The organism is Streptococcus cristatus, from assembly GCF_001588905.1.
Classification (GTDB): Bacteria; Bacillota; Bacilli; order Lactobacillales; family Streptococcaceae; genus Streptococcus; species Streptococcus cristatus_N.
The window spans coordinates 15767-32148 of record NZ_LAWH01000047.1 but is presented as its reverse complement, the minus strand read 5'-3'; the positions used below and the strand labels follow the sequence as shown (position 1 = coordinate 32148).

Below are 16382 nucleotides of genomic sequence, written 5' to 3'. Positions count from 1 at the left end.
AATTACCGATTTCTGTCCCACTCTCTTTTGAGTTAGAGGATTATAGCTTGATTTCAGTGTTTTGGAGAACCTTTTGGGCATCGGCAACGATTGTGTCGAGGATTTCTTTACATGGACGAATTTCCTTGACTAAGCCTGCGATTTGGCCACTCATCATAGAGCCATGCACGGTATCTCCTTCGTAAACAGCTTTAGAAAGAGAACCAATGGTGATTTCTTCGAGTTCGTCACGATTGGTGCCTTTGTTTTCTAGTTCGATATAGTGGTCAGTCATTTCATTGCGGATACAACGAACCGGCGCACCAGCAATACGACCAGTAACGGCAGTAGCAGTGTCATTGGCTGCGACAACGGCATCCTTGTAAGCTGCGGCAATTGGGCATTCTTCAGAAGCTAGGAAGATCGTTCCCATTTGAACCCCTTGCGCGCCGAGGACAAAGGCAGCAGCGAGACCACGACCATCCGCAACCCCACCTGCAGCGATGACTGGAATATCAACTGAGTCAACAATCTGAGGAATGAGAGCCATAGTATTGGTTTCACCGATATGGCCACCAGCTTCAGAACCTTCAGCAATCACGGCATCAACTCCGAGCTCTTGCATTTTTTGCGCGTGTTTGACACTGGCGATAACAGGGATAACCTTGATACCTGCCTCTTTTAGATAAGGCATGATGAATTTTGGTGTACCAGCCCCAGTCGTTACGACAGGAACTTTTTCCTCAATGATGACCGTAACAATCTCCTTGATATTTTTCATCATGAGCATGACATTGATGGCAAATGGCTTGTCAGTCAATTTACGGAGTTCACGGATTTCTTCGCGCAACTGCTCACCCGTCATTCCTCCTGAAGCAATGATTCCCAGTCCGCCAGCTTCTGAAACGGCCGCCGCCAGTTGGTAGTGGGAAATCTGAGCCATCGCTCCTTGAAAAATAGGGTACTTAATGTTCAACAATTTTGTAATAGACATAGGGCATCTCCTTTATTCTGTATTTAAAATCATTATATCACTATAATAAAGCGTTTTCAATGAAGCTGTGATTTGGCAAAAGAAAGAAGTTTGTGAAAAAAATCTCAGAAATTCTTGATAGGACTGGCTTTTCCTTGTGAAACTAAATTTATCAGTGTCCTTATAAAAATAACTTATAGCCTATTAGAATTTGTTATATTCTCTAAGATCGAATTTGAGCAAGCGTGGAAAGGATTTTTATTGGACGCATCTTTTGTGATATAATAATAAAAAACACACGGAGGTAGGGCATATGGATAATGTGATTGATTTGTCTATTCCAGTGGCGGAAGTGATTGAGAAGCAGCCTGAGGTCTTGGATGTTCTTGTAGAGTTAGGCTTTAAGCCTCTGTCCAATCCTGTCATGCGCAATACAGTCGGACGCGTGGTTTCGATCAAAAAAGGAGCTGCCATGAATGGAATTGACCTGAATAAAATCAAGCAAACACTTGAATTAAATGGCTATGAAGTGGTGGGGATTTAGAAATGGCTACGGAACGCATTGAAGTCCTCAAGTCTATCTTGCTGGACCTACATAACGGAGCTTCAGCAGAATCTGTTCAGGAGCTTTTCAATGAGCATTTTGCTGGTGTGTCTGCTATCGAAATCAGCCTGATGGAGCATGAGCTGATGAACTCGGATACGGGAGTGACCTTCGAAGATGTCATGTCCCTCTGTAACGTCCATGCTAATCTCTTTAAAGGTGCCATTCAGGATGTGGAGGTGGCTGATACCGACCATCCAGGCCATCCGGTTCAAGTCTTTAAGCAGGAAAATCTAGCGTTGCGGGCAGCCCTTATGCGGGTTCGCAGGCTCCTATCCACCTATGAAAGCACAGAAGATGAGGAGCTTCTTCTAGAAATCCGCAAGGGACTCCAGCGCCAGCTGGGTTTGGTGGGGCAGTTTGATATCCACTATCAGCGTAAGGAAGAGCTCATGTTTCCCATCATGGAGAGCTACGGCCATGATTCGCCGCCCAAGGTCATGTGGGGGGTAGATGACCAGATTCGAGACCTTTTCCAAGAGGCTAAGATTGCTGCAGAGCAGTTGCCTGATACTTCGATTGAAGAAGTTAAGGACAAGTTTGAGACTTTTGCTGCTGAGTTTGAAGCTATGATTTTCAAGGAAGAGTCTATCCTTCTCATGATACTCCTCGAGTCCTTTACTCAGGACGACTGGCTCAAGATTGCTGAGGAGAGCGATGCTTATGGCTATGCCATCATCAAGCCAACGGAGAAATGGATTCCTGCTCGGCACTCATTCTCGGAGGAGGAAGCTAGGGATGCTGCTGATGAAGGAAGCGAAGCGCCAGCCAGTAGAGAACAGACTAGTGATGGCAGATTTGAGCAGATCATTGACATGCCGGATGGTCAGGTCACCATTTCCTTTAAGCCTAAGGAAAAGAAAGAGCAAGCCTTTAATCGGGAGTCCCAGCAGCCTTTTGGTCAGGGCTATCTGTCGGTGGCGGAGGCCAATCTGATTTTGGACCATCTGCCCATGGAGATTACCTTTGTCAATAAGGACGATATTTTCCAGTATTATAATGACAGTGTGCCGGCGGACGAGATGATTTTCAAGCGAACGCCGTCCCAGATAGGGCGCAATGTCGAACTCTGCCACCCGCCCAAGTTTTTGGACAAGGTGCGGCGGATTTTCAAGGCTCTGCGTGAAGGAGAGCGGGACAAGTTTGAGATGTGGTTCAAGTCGGAATCACGGGGCAAGTTCGTCCATGTGACCTATGCGGCGGTGCGGGATGAGGCTGGTGAATTTCAGGGGGTACTGGAGTATGTGCAGGACATTCAGCCCTTTCGTGACATTGACAGTGATTTTTACCGAGATTTGGACTAGGTATTTGTAGTTAGAAAGTGAGAAAAATGAGTTACGAACAGGAATTTTTACAGGAGTTTGAAGCTTGGGTCAAGACCCAGGTCATGATTAACGAGATGGCCCTCAAGGAGAGTCAGGCGGTCTACGAGGCGGACCAGGACGAGCGAGCTAAGGAAGCGGCCATTCGCTATGAAAGTCGTCTAGATGCCTACCAGTTCCTTTTGGGGAAATTCGCCAACTATCAGGCGGGCAAAGGCTTCCACGACCTGCCAGACGGACTTTTGGGTGAGAGAAATTATTGATTTTTCACTGGAAAGGTGATAGAATAAGTTCATCAGAGGTGTTTTGAGTCAAGCATTTTACAGAAAGTGGCGATACTGAGAAGTCCACAAATGTGTCAAAGCTGGTTGCTGATGAGATGAAAATGAAATAAAAGTGTCTTTTTGTTTCCTTTTAGGACTAGGCAAGGAGTTGCAGGCTATACTAGCTTATGCCAAAGCGAGCTAACGACGTCATAAAAGAGAAAGAAGAAGAGAAAAGTTGCGGGCCTGGCCCGAAATTGGGTGGTACCGCGGATAACACATTCGTCCCTGTCATATTTATGGCAGGGGCGATTTTTTGTAGAAAGTGAGGGAGAAGGATGACAAGAGCTGAGTTACCAGAACGATTAGAAACAGAACGGCTAGTGTTACGAGTCCGTACCGTAGCTGATGCTGAGGATATCCATGCTTACGCTAGTTTGCCGGAGGTCGCCTACCCAGCAGCATTTCAACCCGTCAAGACCTTGGAAGATGAGATTTATTATCTGGAGCATATCCTTCCTGAGCGCAATCAAAAGGAAAATCTTCCAGCGGGCTATGGAATTGTTGTCAAAGGGACCGACACAGTCATTGGTTCTGTTGATTTCAACCATCGCCATGAAGATGATGTGCTGGAGATTGGCTATACCTTGCACCCAGACTATTGGGGACGAGGCTATGTCCCAGAAGCAGCGCGTGCTTTGATTGATCTGGCTTTTAGAGAACTGGGTCTTCACAAAATTGAGCTGACCTGCTTTGGCTACAATGTCCAAAGTCAACGAGTAGCGGAAAAATTAGGCTTTACCCTCGAAGCTCGCATTCGAGACCGCAAAGATGCCCAAGGCAATCGCTGTGACAGTTTGATATATGGCTTGCTGAGGAGTGAGTGGGAGGTAATTTGATGTCTGAAGAAGACAAACAATTAATCTCATTATCAGAGGAGCAGTTACGTCAAATTGATGAGCAATACTCTGAATTAAATGATAGTGATATTATCGAGCGATTAGCTTATTTAGAAATTAACAACAATGAAAAACGTATTGTCATCTCTGATATTGAACCAACCAAGGAAATAATGTCAGTCTCGAACCAAATTTTTGAGATTCAAAAGGATTTTCAAAAAATCAAGAATATGTTCGAATTGTTTATTTCAGATGTCTCGGATTTTTTAAGTATTAAGAATAAACTTGAGTCAAAGGAATTAGAAATTGAAGAGGCAGACGTGAATCGTTTCATGATTCATTTATTATCCAGTGGAAAATTGTTTGTCGATTTTAACGAAAACCAAATTAAACAAAAATATTCCAAGGATAGTGAGGAGTTTGATTGTATACATGGTTTTGCAAGCTATCAGTATGATACCAATTTTGCTTATCGATTTTGCCATTCTTTGAGGAATTATTCACAACATATTGACTTACCAATAAATGAAGTAAAAGCTATTAGCCCAGATGATGAAACTGTTATAATCGATTTCTATATTGATTTAGATTATCTTTTAAATTCCAACTTTAAATGGAAAAAATTGAAAGTGGAGTTGATAAAACTAAACCAAGAAACATCTAAGATTGATGCTATAGCTCTAGTGAAAGAATACTTTAATGCTCTCACAGAGCTCTATGGTAATTATAATAAGTTGTTTTTAAAGTTAAACCATAATACATTAGTAGATATTAAATCAAAGTTGGAAGCATTAAAATTGAAACACTCTAGGTATTATATTTCAAAGATAAGCAAGTACGATCTCAAATATAATCCTGGAAATTATACTATGTCACCACTTGCAGCATTTGCTGAAATTGAAGAGATTTATATTGAACTTTCAAAAATTGGTTTGGTTAAAATTATCAATAAAAGTAATTAAAGGAGAATACACATGTCTAAAGAACTTTCACCTAAATACAATCCAGCCGAGGTTGAGGCTGGTCGTTATCAAAAATGGCTTGACGAAGATGTTTTCAAGCCTTCAGGCGATCAAAAGGCTAAGCCTTATTCAATCGTGATTCCACCACCAAACGTAACTGGGAAACTTCACCTGGGTCACGCTTGGGATACAACCCTTCAAGATATCATCATCCGTCAAAAACGCATGCAGGGTTTTGACACGCTTTGGCTTCCAGGTATGGACCACGCGGGGATTGCCACTCAGGCTAAGGTTGAGGAGCGTTTGCGTGGTGAAGGCATTTCCCGCTATGACCTTGGTCGTGAAAAATTCCTCGAGAAAGTCTGGGAATGGAAAGACGAATATGCCACTACTATCAAGGAACAATGGGGCAAGATGGGACTCTCTGTAGACTACTCTCGCGAGCGTTTCACCCTCGACGAAGGTTTGTCAAAAGCCGTTCGTAAGGTCTTTGTGGATCTTTACAAGAAAGGCTGGATCTACCGTGGTGAGTTTATCATCAACTGGGACCCAGCAGCTCGCACAGCCCTTTCTGATATCGAGGTTATCCACAAGGACGTGGAAGGTGCCTTCTACCACATGAACTACATGCTAGAAGACGGCTCGCGCGCCCTTGAAGTTGCGACAACTCGTCCTGAGACGATGTTTGGGGACGTAGCCGTTGCGGTCAATCCAGAAGACCCACGCTACAAGGACTTGATTGGCAAACATGTCATCCTTCCAATCGCTAACAAACTGATCCCAATCGTTGCCGACGAACATGCCGATCCTGAGTTTGGTACTGGTGTCGTGAAAATCACACCTGCCCACGATCCAAACGACTTCTTGGTTGGTCAACGTCACAACTTGCCACAAGTCAATGTTATGAACGACGATGGAACCATGAATGACTTGGCCTTTGAATTTGCAGGCATGGACCGCTTTGAAGCTCGTAAGGCAGTCGTTGCCAAATTGGAAGAAATCGGTGCCCTCGTTAAAATCGAAAAACGAATCCACAGTGTTGGTCACTCAGAGCGTACAGGTGTCGTGGTGGAGCCACGCTTGTCGACTCAATGGTTCGTCAAGATGGACCAATTGGCGAAAAATGCCATTGCCAACCAAGACACAGAGGACAAGGTTGAATTTTACCCACCTCGTTTCAACGATACCTTCCTCCAATGGATGGAAAATGTCCACGACTGGGTAATCTCTCGCCAGCTCTGGTGGGGTCACCAAATCCCTGCTTGGTACAATGCCGAGGGTGAAATGTACGTCGGTGAGGAAGCACCAGAAGGTGACGGATGGACTCAGGACGAAGACGTCTTGGATACGTGGTTCAGTTCGGCCCTTTGGCCATTCTCAACCATGGGCTGGCCTGATGTCGACTCAGAAGACTTCAAACGTTACTTCCCAACTTCAACCTTGGTAACAGGTTACGACATCATCTTCTTCTGGGTGTCTCGTATGATCTTCCAATCTCTGGAATTCACTGGCCGTCAACCATTCCAAAATGTCCTTATCCACGGTCTCATTCGTGACGAGCAAGGGCGCAAGATGTCTAAATCTCTCGGAAACGGGATTGACCCAATGGATGTCATCGAGAAATACGGTGCCGATGCCCTTCGTTGGTTCCTTTCGAACGGTTCTGCACCAGGGCAAGACGTGCGCTTCTCTTACGAAAAAATGGATGCTTCATGGAACTTCATTAATAAGATCTGGAACATCTCTCGCTACATCCTCATGAACAATGAAGGCTTAACCCTTGAGCAAGCAACTGCTAATGTCGAAAAAGTTGTCAACAAGGAAGCTGGCAATGTCACGGACCGCTGGATTCTCCACAACCTCAATGAAACGATCGGAAAAGTTACTGAAAACTTTGATAAGTTTGAGTTTGGTGTCGCTGGGCATATCCTCTACAACTTCATCTGGGATGAGTTTGCGGACTGGTACGTTGAGTTGACCAAGGAAGTCCTTTATAGCGATAACGAAGAAGAGAAAGTCATCACACGTTCTGTTCTCCTTTACACTTTGGACAAGATCCTTCGTCTCCTCCACCCAATCATGCCATTCGTGACAGAGGAAATCTTTGGACAAATCTCAGAAGGCTCTATCGTTACAGCAGAATACCCAACTGTTAACCCAGCCTTTGAAGACCTTGCTGCTCACACTGGTGTAGAAAGCCTCAAAGACTTGATCCGTACTGTACGTAATGCGCGTGCGGAAGTAAACGTAGCACCAAGCAAGCCTATCACCATCCTTGTTAAGACAAGCGACAGCGACTTGGAAGCCTTCTTTAACAGCAATGTCAACTACATCAAACGCTTCACAAATCCAGAACACTTGGAAATCGCATCTACCATCCCTGCACCTGAACTCGCAATGTCAAGCGTCATCACTGGAGCAGAAATCTACTTGCCCCTCGCAGACCTCCTCAATGTCGAAGAAGAACTGGCTCGTCTCGACAAGGAACTGGCTAAATGGCAAAAAGAACTGGATATGGTCGGTAAGAAGCTCTCTAACGAACGTTTCGTAGCCAACGCCAAACCAGAAGTCGTCCAAAAAGAACGTGACAAACAAGCCGACTACCAAGCCAAATACGACGCGACTGTCGCACGTATTGATGAGATGAAGAAGTTGGTGAATAAAAGGAGTTATATATCTTGAATTTATTAAATTGGATTGAAAATAACTGGATAAAATTGATTATCTTTTTTGTAATAGTAATTTTTATAATCGGACTGATTCTTTATTTTATAGAAAAAATTATATTAAAATTTTTTTCTTTGATTGACGAAAGAAAATCGTATTCTGAAAAAAAATTATTCCGAAAAATCAAGGAAAGGGAAGACAGAGTTAGAAATTACTTTTATTATGGGGTTGATTATTGGAAGTGGCAAGATAATAAAAATAGAGCTTTAAGAAAGCTACTACCAATTGGAGCCGAATTGCCAGATGGAAGAGTTGTTAGAGATGTAAAAAGTTTTGATAAGGTAGTCCCCAAAATATTTTCATCTGGGAAAAGGCACACGCGTTATAGGAGAGAATTGCGATTTATAATCGAACTGGTTGCAAAGGCAGGAGACCAAGTTCAAGGTGATAAAGTTGCTGGAGATAAATTTGTTAATAGTGGTTCAGGTATTCAAATAAATACTGTAACTAAAAATGAAGTTGTTGATAGTTTAGAAAAATTACTTGCTTCGGAAAGCTTAAATAACCAAGATAGTCATTTAGTAAGGCAGTTTGTTTCTCAATTACTTCAGAATAGAGCATCAGAAGGGACTAAACAGACTGTTGTTAATACATTATCTAATTATATTGGGATTGTAAGTGGAATTTCCAGTATTATAGATATGCTTCATAATTTCAAAATACTCTAAAACCTGAATAGAGTTCGTGGCGTGTTCGGAAAAGAACTCAGTAGAATATGAACGCTTCGTTCAAAACGCCAAACCAGAAGTCGTCCCAAAAGAACGCGACAAACAAGCCGACTACCAAGCCAAGTTTAATGTGACTAAGGAACGGATTGAAGAGATGGAGAAGTTGGGGGAATGATAAAGTTTGTGAAATTATTAGTAAAATAATGGATGAGTTGGGATTTGAACAGACCAACGAGTTCATAGTACGTATATAAATGAATCTGATATCGTAGTTTCTAAATTTGCTCAATATAAATCCTTGTTGATTTTATGAGTTAAAGGCTCTAGGGTTTCTGCGATGGATAAAACCATTATAGAAATTCTGGAGCCGATTTTTTCTCCTCCCAACCCCACACTTGTGTTATAATATTGTCAGTAAAAGAGAAAGTAGGAGCGTGTATGAAAACTCCATTTATCAGTCGTGAGCGCTTGGCGGAGCTGACAGCGCAGTTTCCAACGCCTTTTCATCTGTATGATGAGAAGGGGATTCGAGCGAGAGCGCGTGCCCTGCATGAGGCCTTTTCTTGGAATCCAGGCTTTAAAGAATATTTTGCTGTCAAGGCGACACCGAATCCTGCTATTTTAAAAATACTCAAGGAAGAAGGCTGCGGGGTGGACTGTGCTAGCTATGTGGAGCTGCTCATGAGCCAAAAGCTGGGCTTTGCTGGAGACGAGATCATGTTTTCGTCCAATAATACGCCAGCTGAGGAATTTCGTCTTGCTCAGGAGCTGGGAGCGACCATCAATCTAGATGCCTATGAAGACGTGGCTTTCTTGAAGGAAGTGGCTGGGATTCCCAAGGTGATTTCCTGTCGCTACAATCCCGGCGGTGTCTTTGAGCTGGGCACCAGCATCATGGATCATCCAGAGGAAGCCAAGTTTGGTATGACCAAGGCGCAGCTGATCCAGGCTTTCAAAGAACTCAAGGAGCTGGGCGCGGAAAAATTTGGTATTCATGCCCTCTTGGCCTCCAATACGGTTAGTAATGACTACTATCCAGCACTGGCTCGACAGCTGTTTGAGTTGGCTGTAGAAGTCGTGGCTGAGACAAGAGTCGAGCTAGACTTTATCAATCTGTCTGGCGGTGTTGGGGTTAACTATCAGCCTGATGGCGAGGAAAATGATATTGCGGTCATCGGTCAAGGAGTTCGTCAGGCCTATGAAGACATCCTGACACCAGCTGGTCTGGGGCAAGTCAAGATTTTCACAGAGCTAGGTCGTTTTATGCTAGCTCCTTTCGGTCTTTTGGTGACCAAGGTGACTCACAAAAAGCAGACATATCGAACCTATCTAGGAGTGGATGCTTCTGCGGTTAATCTCCTGCGTCCTGCTATGTATGGAGCTTATCACCATATTACCAATATGGATCGTCCAGAAGGGCCTACGGAGATTGTCGATGTAGTCGGCAGCCTCTGTGAAAACAACGATAAATTTGCCATCCAGCGGGAGCTGCCTGTCAGTCAGATTGGCGATACGCTAGTCATTCATGACACTGGTGCCCACGGCTTCTCCATGGGCTATCAATACAATGCCAAGTTGCGCTCTAGCGAGGTTCTCCTAGAGGAAAATGGCCAGGCTCGTATGATTCGTCGGGCAGAAACCCCAGAAGATTATTTCGCGACTCTCTATGGCTTTGATTTTGAAAAATAGAGATAATTTGGTATAATTAAGAGTAATGTAAAAAATGAAACAGGAGTTCGGATTATTATGAATACATTGTTAGCAATTTTATTGATTATGCTGGCTTTCTTTGGTGGGATTTTGCTTGGTATGTACTTGCTTCGCCGTCAGGTCGAAAAGGAATTTGCGGAAAATCCACGTCTCAATGTAGAAGCAGTGCGGATGTTGCTCAGTGCCAATGGTCAAAAACCAAGTGAAGCACGTGTTCAACAAGTTTACCGTCAAATCATCAACCAACAAAAAGCGGCAGTTGCTAAAAATAAAAACAAAAAATAAGCTTCTCTCAGCCGCCCTTTGGTGGTAGACGGAGATTTCTATATAAAAAATGGGGATTTGGGCTAGGCTTCCAATCCCTTGTTTTAGAAAGAAGACTGTATGGATAACCGACCGATTGGATTTTTAGACTCAGGGGTGGGCGGTCTGACTGTTGTCCGTGAATTGATGCGGCAACTCCCCCACGAGGAAGTGGTTTATATAGGTGATTCGGCTCGGGCTCCATATGGTCCTAGGCCGGCGGAGCAGATTCGGGACTATACTTGGCAGTTGGTCAATTTTCTCTTGACCAAGGATGTCAAGATGATTGTCATTGCCTGCAATACTGCCACAGCTGTTGTCTGGGAGGAGGTCAAGGCTAAGTTGGACATTCCGGTCCTCGGTGTGATTTTGCCCGGAGCTAGTGCTGCCATCAAGTCTACAACTGGTGGCAAGATTGGCGTCATCGGGACTCCTATGACGGTTCAGTCCGACATTTACCGAAAAAAGATTGAGGCTCTATCTCCCGAGATGGAGGTGCAGAGCTTGGCTTGTCCTAAGTTTGTCCCGCTGGTAGAGTCAAATGAGCTCCAGTCCAGCTTGACTAAAAAGGTGGTCTATGAGACTCTCCATCCTCTAGCGGGCAGGGTGGATACGCTTGTTTTGGGCTGTACCCACTATCCTTTGCTCCGGCCGATTATTCAAAATATGATGGGGCCGAGCGTCAAGTTGATTGACAGCGGGGCCGAGTGTGTACGGGATATTTCTGTCCTGCTCAATTATTTCGAAATCAATCGTAGCCGCGACAAGCACGAACTGAACCATCGTTTTTATACTACAGCCAATGCTAAGAGATTTGCGGAAATCGCTGAAAACTGGCTGAATCTGAAAGTCAATGTGGAGCATGTGACCTTATGACAAAGAACATTTATGAATACAAAGATGCCTCTGACTGGTATGTAGCTGAGTGGGGGCAAAGTGCCTCTTATAGTGAATTTGAGCGAGTGCCAGCTGAAGCTTCTGAGATTTTAGACCGCTTAGAGAGTGTTTTGGCAGAAGAAGAGCTAGGCCTGCCCTTAAATATCACGGTCATTCGCTATGGCTCAGCCTTTCGCTTTTTGACCTTCTTGCTGGATATTTTAAACCAAGAAACGGATCGAAAGTTGGAATTGTTACAGCGACAGGGAGCCCTTCTCTTGGTTGAAGGGGGCAAATTGCTCTATGTCCATCTGCCCCAAACGGGTGTGGATTTACAAGCATTTCTAGGAGCAAAAGATGTCAAGGACACCCTCTTGATTGCGACTCGAAACGAGGGCAAGACAGCAGAGTTTCGTAAGCTTTTCGGAAAGTTGGGCTACGAGGTGGAAAACCTGAATGACTATCCTGATTTGCCAGAAGTGGCTGAAACAGGCATGACCTTCGAAGAAAATGCCCGCCTCAAGGCTGAAACGATTAGCCAGTTGACTGGCAAAATGGTGTTGGCAGATGATTCCGGCCTGCAAGTGGATATCTTGGGTGGTCTACCAGGCGTCTGGTCCGCTCGCTTTGCTGGTGTTGGTGCGACAGATGACGAAAACAATATCAAGCTCCTGCATGAACTGGCCATGGTCTTTGATATTAAAGACCGCTCTGCTCATTTCCACACGACTCTGGTGGTCGCAAGTCCAGATAAGGAATCCCTGGTGGTCGAAGCGGATTGGCCAGGCTACATTGCCCATGAACCCAAGGGTGAAAATGGCTTTGGCTATGATCCCTTGTTCTTGGTCGGAGAGACAGGAAAAACGTCAGCTGAGCTGACAATCGAAGAGAAAAATGCCCAGTCTCATCGTGCACAAGCAGTTCAAAAATTAATGGAGGTATTTCCAGCATGGCAAAGCAAACAATCATCGTAATGAGCGATTCCCATGGGGATCGTGCCATTGTCGAAGAAATTAAAGAACATTATCTAGGAAAAGTCGATGCTATTTTCCATGATGGAGATTCAGAATTACCTTTTGAGGATGAAGTCTGGAAAGGGATTTATGTCGTGGCGGGCAATATGGACTTTTATCCTGGCTATCCAGAGCGGCTGGTGACTGATTTGGATGGAACCATTATTGCCCAGACCCACGGGCACCTTTTCAATATCAACTTTAGCTTCCAAAAGCTGGATCTGTGGGCTCAGGAAGTAGGGGCAGATATTTGTCTCTATGGCCATTTACATGTTCCAGATGCTTGGATGCAAGGGAAAACTCTCTTCCTTAACCCAGGCTCCATTAGCCAGCCTCGTGGCTCAATCAATGAGCGTCTCTACGCTAAGGTAGAGATTGATGATGACCGCTTTAAAATTGATTTCTATACGCGAAATCATGAGCTCTATCCAAGCTTGTCCAAGGAGTTTGCCCGATGATTGCTAAGGAATTTGAAGATTATCTGCTGCAACATGAAGACACTTTTTTGACACCTGGGGAGAATCTAGCGGTCATGATTGACACGCACAATGTGGATCATGCCATTCTCTTGCTTAGCCAGATGACCTATTCGCGCATTCCAGTGGTGACTGCGGAGAAAAAGTTCATTGGCACCATTTCTCTGACGGATATCATGGCCTATCGGATGCAGCATGAGCTGCCAGAGGAAGAGTTTATGTCTATGGACATTGTCCACATGACACGAAAGGATGGTCTGACGGTCGAGCCAGATTACAAGATTGCGGACGTTTTGCACAAGCTGGTGGATGAGTCTTTCCTACCTGTTGTGGATAAAGAACAACATTTTTATGGCATCATTACTAGAAAGTCGATTTTAAAAGCTGTTAACTCGTTGATGCATACCTTCACGAGTCAGTATGAGATTTCCAAAAAATGAAAGAACATATCACTCCTTTTTTAGAACAAAAAAATATCTCTGAAAATTCAAAATTAGCCTATTCCTACGATTTGGAGCAATTTGTCAATGAAATCCATAGCAAGGTGACGGAGACCAATTTGCGGATTTATCAAGCCTCTATCAAGGATTTCAAGGCAGCTGTCCAGAAGCGGAAGCTCTCAGCGGTCAATCAATTTCTTTACTATCTTTACGAGAACAAGATGATTGGGGAATTTCACCGCTTGACTCTGCCCAAGGTCGCTATTTCCAAGGAACTGGAAAGCGAGCTGATGGACTTGTCAGCCTTTTGGGAAGCTTCTACGGTACCACAAGGCCGGCTGATAGCGCTCTTGATTTTGGAAATGGGGCTCTTGCCAAGTGAAATTCTGCAAGTCAAGGTTGAAGATGTCAATCTTGATTTTCAGGTTTTGCGGATTGAGAAGGCTGGGCAGAAGCGGATTATTAAAATCCCTGAAAGTCTGACGAGCGAGTTGGGCGATTATCTGACAGGGACTTATTTATTTGAAAAGAATGGCAAGTCCTATTCACGCCAATGGGGATTTCGCCAGCTAGAAGCTTTCTTGATCGAGCGGGGGCAGGCCAGCTTGTCGGCTCAAAGCCTGCGGGAGCAATTTATCCTGCGCCAGCGGGAAAAGGGTGTCGGCATCTATGACATTGCTCGTGATCTGGGCTTGAAGACAGTCATTACATTAGAAAAATACAGATAAGAATGGATATCAAGTTAAAAGATTTTGAGGGGCCGCTGGACTTGTTGCTCCACCTCGTATCCAAGTATCAGGTGGATATTTACGATGTGCCCATTACCGAGGTCATCGAGCAATATCTGGCTTATGTGGCCACCTTGCAGGCCATGCGGCTAGAAGTAACGGGGGAATACATGGTCATGGCCAGTCAGCTCATGCTGATCAAGAGTCGTAAGCTCCTCCCCAAGGTGGTGGATCAGGTGGATCTGGAGGACGATCTGGAGCAGGATTTGCTGAGTCAGATTGAGGAATATCGGAAGTTTAAGCTGCTGGGGCAGAAAATGTCCCTCCAACATGAGGACCGGGCTCTTTACTACTCCAAGCCCAAGCTGGAACTGGTCTATGAAGATGCTGAACTCCTGCATGACAAGACAGCCGTTGATCTCTTTTTAGCTTTTTCCAAGGTGATGACCAAGAAGCAGGAGGAGTTTTCCAAGAGTCATACGACCATTGTGCGAGATGAGTATAAGATTGAGGACATGATGGAAGTTGTGCGCCAGCGCTGTCGGGCTCACAAACGTCTTGCCCTGCAGGATATTTTCGCAGAAACCAAAGACATGAATGAAGTGATTACGCTCTTTTTGGCAACCTTGGAGTTGGTCAAGGTGCAGGAGGTGCAGGTCATTCAGGAGGAAAACTTTGGAAATATTTATTTAGTAGGAAGAAAGAATGAGTAAATTAGCAGAGATTGAAGCCCTGCTTTTTGTGGCGGGGGAAGACGGTCTGAAAGTTCATCAGCTATCAGAAATCCTTTCCTTGCCGCCGACTGGTGTTATCCAGAGTTTGGAAAAATTGGCGGAGAACTATCAGGCAAATCCTGACTCCAGCTTGACCTTGCTGGAAACGTCAAAGACTTATAAGTTGGTCACCAAGCCTGAATTTGCTGAGATTTTACGAGAGTATTCGCGGGCACCGATTAACCAGAGCTTATCCCGAGCAGCACTGGAGACCTTATCGATCATTGCTTACAAGCAGCCCATAACAAGGGTGGAGATTGATGATATTCGTGGGGTCAATTCCAGCGGGGCGATTTCGAAGTTACTAGCCTTTGAGCTGATTCGGGAAGATGGCAAGAAGGAAGTCATTGGCCGTCCCAATCTCTATGTGACAACGGATTATTTTCTGGACTATATGGGCATCAATCATTTGGACGAGCTGCCAATTGTATACGAAGCGGAGCTCATTGCTGAGGAAAGTCAGCTTTTCGGAGAGTGACAAGTTCACCCTATAAGGGACCGTTTTTTGAATATTACCAAGCTATGAGGGAGGAACTGCTTTCTCTATTTGCCATTTTTCAAGCTGTTAAAGTTGTGAAATGGTCTTTGTATCTTGTGAAAGGACAATATCGATGAGAATCAATAAATACATTGCCCATGCGGGAATTGCCAGCCGGAGAAAGGCTGAGGAACTGATCAAGCAAGGGCTAGTGACCGTGAATGGTCAGGTGGTGCGTGAGCTAGCGACCACCATTAAGTCTGGTGACCGAGTGGAAGTAGAAGGTCAGCCTATCTACAATGAAGAAAAGGTCTACTACCTGCTCAATAAACCGCGCGGGGTGATTTCTAGTGTGACAGACGACAAGGGGCGTAAGACAGTCGTTGATTTGTTGCCGCAGGTCAAGGAGCGGATTTATCCTGTTGGCCGACTGGACTGGGATACTTCTGGTGCCCTGATTTTGACCAATGATGGTGATTTCACGGATGAAATGATTCACCCGCGGAATGAAATTGACAAGGTCTATGTGGCGCGTGTCAAAGGTGTGGCCAATAAGGAAGTTCTGCGTCCGCTGACTCGCGGTCTGGTCATTGAGGGCAAGAAAACCAAGCCAGCTGTTTATGAGATTCTCAAGGTCGATCCAGTGAAGAATCGTTCGGTTGTTCAGCTGACCATCCACGAAGGGCGCAATCATCAGGTCAAGAAGATGTTTGAAGCAGTGGGGCTTCCAGTGGACAAGCTCTCACGGACTCAGTTTGGACATCTGGACTTGACGGGGCTCAAGCCAGGTGAAGCACGTCGATTGAGTAAAAAGGAAGTCAGCCAGTTGCATAACTTGGCTGTGACCAAGACTAAGAAAAAATGATTAAGAAAATATTGATAGCGCCGGTTCGTTTTTACCAGCGCTTTATTTCCCCTGCCTTTCCCCCTTCCTGCCGTTTTCGGCCGACCTGTTCCAATTACATGATTGAAGCCATAGAAAAACACGGAGCCAAGGGGGTGCTGATGGGCTTGGCAAGAATTGGTCGCTGCCATCCCTGGTCCGAGGAAGGGGACGATCCAGTGCCGGATCATTTTAGCCTCCGACGAAATAACTCTAAAACAGACTTAGAACGGAAATAGCCTTATTTCCGTTTTTTTGCCAGAGAATAAAGTCCAGCCTTAGCAATTACTATCAGCTTTTCAATA

Annotated in this window: 20 protein-coding genes; 19 read left to right on the top strand and 1 reads right to left on the bottom strand. The window is 44.8% G+C overall.

Annotated features, from left to right (window positions below; all coding sequences use genetic code 11):
- Positions 1–40: 40 nt before the first annotated feature.
- On the bottom strand, positions 41–973 hold the full coding sequence (locus A0765_RS08995; RefSeq protein WP_062006184.1) for a nitronate monooxygenase: 933 nt from the start codon (positions 971–973) through the stop codon (positions 41–43).
- Between the two features lie 292 nt (positions 974–1265).
- Here A0765_RS08995 and A0765_RS08990 point away from each other — a divergent pair, with 292 nt between their 5' ends.
- The 19 genes from A0765_RS08990 (at position 1266) to yidD (ending at position 16316) form a co-directional block, all read left to right on the top strand.
- Positions 1266–1496 carry a DUF1858 domain-containing protein gene (locus A0765_RS08990; protein WP_062006182.1) on the top strand — a complete coding sequence of 77 codons (231 nt, stop codon included), beginning with the start codon at positions 1266–1268 and terminating at the stop codon, positions 1494–1496.
- A gap of 2 nt (positions 1497–1498) precedes the next feature.
- Positions 1499–2860 (top strand): DUF438 domain-containing protein, encoded by a 1362-nt coding sequence (locus tag A0765_RS08985; protein ID WP_062006177.1) that lies wholly within the window; start codon positions 1499–1501, stop codon positions 2858–2860.
- Positions 2861–2886: 26 nt separating this feature from the next.
- Positions 2887–3141: a DUF1912 family protein gene (locus A0765_RS08980; protein ID WP_002899692.1), complete on the top strand. Its 255-nt coding sequence runs from the start codon at positions 2887–2889 to the stop codon at positions 3139–3141.
- Positions 3142–3479: 338 nt separating this feature from the next.
- The gene (locus tag A0765_RS08975) at positions 3480–4040 is read left to right on the top strand and encodes a GNAT family N-acetyltransferase (RefSeq protein WP_062006175.1); all 561 of its coding nucleotides are present in this window, start codon (positions 3480–3482) and stop codon (positions 4038–4040) included.
- The gene (locus A0765_RS08970) at positions 4040–5002 is read left to right on the top strand and encodes a hypothetical protein (protein WP_062006173.1); all 963 of its coding nucleotides are present in this window, start codon (positions 4040–4042) and stop codon (positions 5000–5002) included. The genes A0765_RS08975 and A0765_RS08970 overlap by 1 nt, the downstream gene beginning before the upstream one ends.
- Positions 5003–5014: 12 nt before the next feature.
- Positions 5015–7684, top strand: coding sequence for a valine--tRNA ligase (locus A0765_RS08965; protein WP_062006171.1), 2670 nt, complete (start codon positions 5015–5017; stop codon positions 7682–7684).
- Entirely contained in the window at positions 7681–8397 is a 717-nt protein-coding gene (locus tag A0765_RS08960) for a hypothetical protein (RefSeq protein WP_062006169.1), read from the top strand. Before A0765_RS08965 ends, A0765_RS08960 begins: the two co-directional genes overlap by 4 nt.
- A 16-nt stretch (positions 8398–8413) precedes the next feature.
- Positions 8414–8572, top strand: a complete 159-nt coding sequence (locus A0765_RS10485; protein ID WP_179856160.1) for a hypothetical protein — start codon at positions 8414–8416, stop codon at positions 8570–8572.
- A 263-nt stretch (positions 8573–8835) separates the two neighbouring features.
- A complete protein-coding gene (locus A0765_RS08955; protein WP_062006167.1) occupies positions 8836–10086 on the top strand; it encodes a diaminopimelate decarboxylase in 1251 nt (416 codons plus the stop codon).
- Positions 10087–10143: 57 nt separating this feature from the next.
- Positions 10144–10392, top strand: a complete 249-nt coding sequence (locus A0765_RS08950) for a YneF family protein (RefSeq protein WP_015605536.1) — start codon at positions 10144–10146, stop codon at positions 10390–10392.
- 99 nt (positions 10393–10491) lie between these two features.
- Positions 10492–11286, top strand: coding sequence for a glutamate racemase (racE, locus tag A0765_RS08945; RefSeq protein WP_062006165.1), 795 nt, complete (start codon positions 10492–10494; stop codon positions 11284–11286).
- Positions 11283–12260: a nucleoside-triphosphate diphosphatase gene (locus tag A0765_RS08940; RefSeq protein ID WP_062006163.1), complete on the top strand. Its 978-nt coding sequence runs from the start codon at positions 11283–11285 to the stop codon at positions 12258–12260. Before racE ends, A0765_RS08940 begins: the two co-directional genes overlap by 4 nt.
- A complete protein-coding gene (locus A0765_RS08935) occupies positions 12236–12757 on the top strand; it encodes a metallophosphoesterase (protein ID WP_062006161.1) in 522 nt (173 codons plus the stop codon). Before A0765_RS08940 ends, A0765_RS08935 begins: the two co-directional genes overlap by 25 nt.
- A complete protein-coding gene (gene cbpB, locus A0765_RS08930) occupies positions 12754–13215 on the top strand; it encodes a cyclic-di-AMP-binding protein CbpB (protein ID WP_062006159.1) in 462 nt (153 codons plus the stop codon). The genes A0765_RS08935 and cbpB overlap by 4 nt, the downstream gene beginning before the upstream one ends.
- Positions 13212–13943, top strand: a complete 732-nt coding sequence (xerD, locus tag A0765_RS08925; RefSeq protein ID WP_062006158.1) for a site-specific tyrosine recombinase XerD — start codon at positions 13212–13214, stop codon at positions 13941–13943. The genes cbpB and xerD overlap by 4 nt, the downstream gene beginning before the upstream one ends.
- Positions 13944–13945: 2 nt before the next feature.
- Positions 13946–14656, top strand: coding sequence for a segregation/condensation protein A (locus A0765_RS08920; RefSeq protein WP_062006156.1), 711 nt, complete (start codon positions 13946–13948; stop codon positions 14654–14656).
- Positions 14649–15194: an SMC-Scp complex subunit ScpB gene (gene scpB / locus A0765_RS08915; RefSeq protein ID WP_062006154.1), complete on the top strand. Its 546-nt coding sequence runs from the start codon at positions 14649–14651 to the stop codon at positions 15192–15194. Before A0765_RS08920 ends, scpB begins: the two co-directional genes overlap by 8 nt.
- A gap of 133 nt (positions 15195–15327) precedes the next feature.
- On the top strand, positions 15328–16059 hold the full coding sequence (locus tag A0765_RS08910) for a pseudouridine synthase (protein ID WP_005592340.1): 732 nt from the start codon (positions 15328–15330) through the stop codon (positions 16057–16059).
- A complete protein-coding gene (gene yidD / locus A0765_RS10055; RefSeq protein ID WP_081108142.1) occupies positions 16056–16316 on the top strand; it encodes a membrane protein insertion efficiency factor YidD in 261 nt (86 codons plus the stop codon). The genes A0765_RS08910 and yidD overlap by 4 nt, the downstream gene beginning before the upstream one ends.
- Positions 16317–16382: the final 66 nt, after the last annotated feature.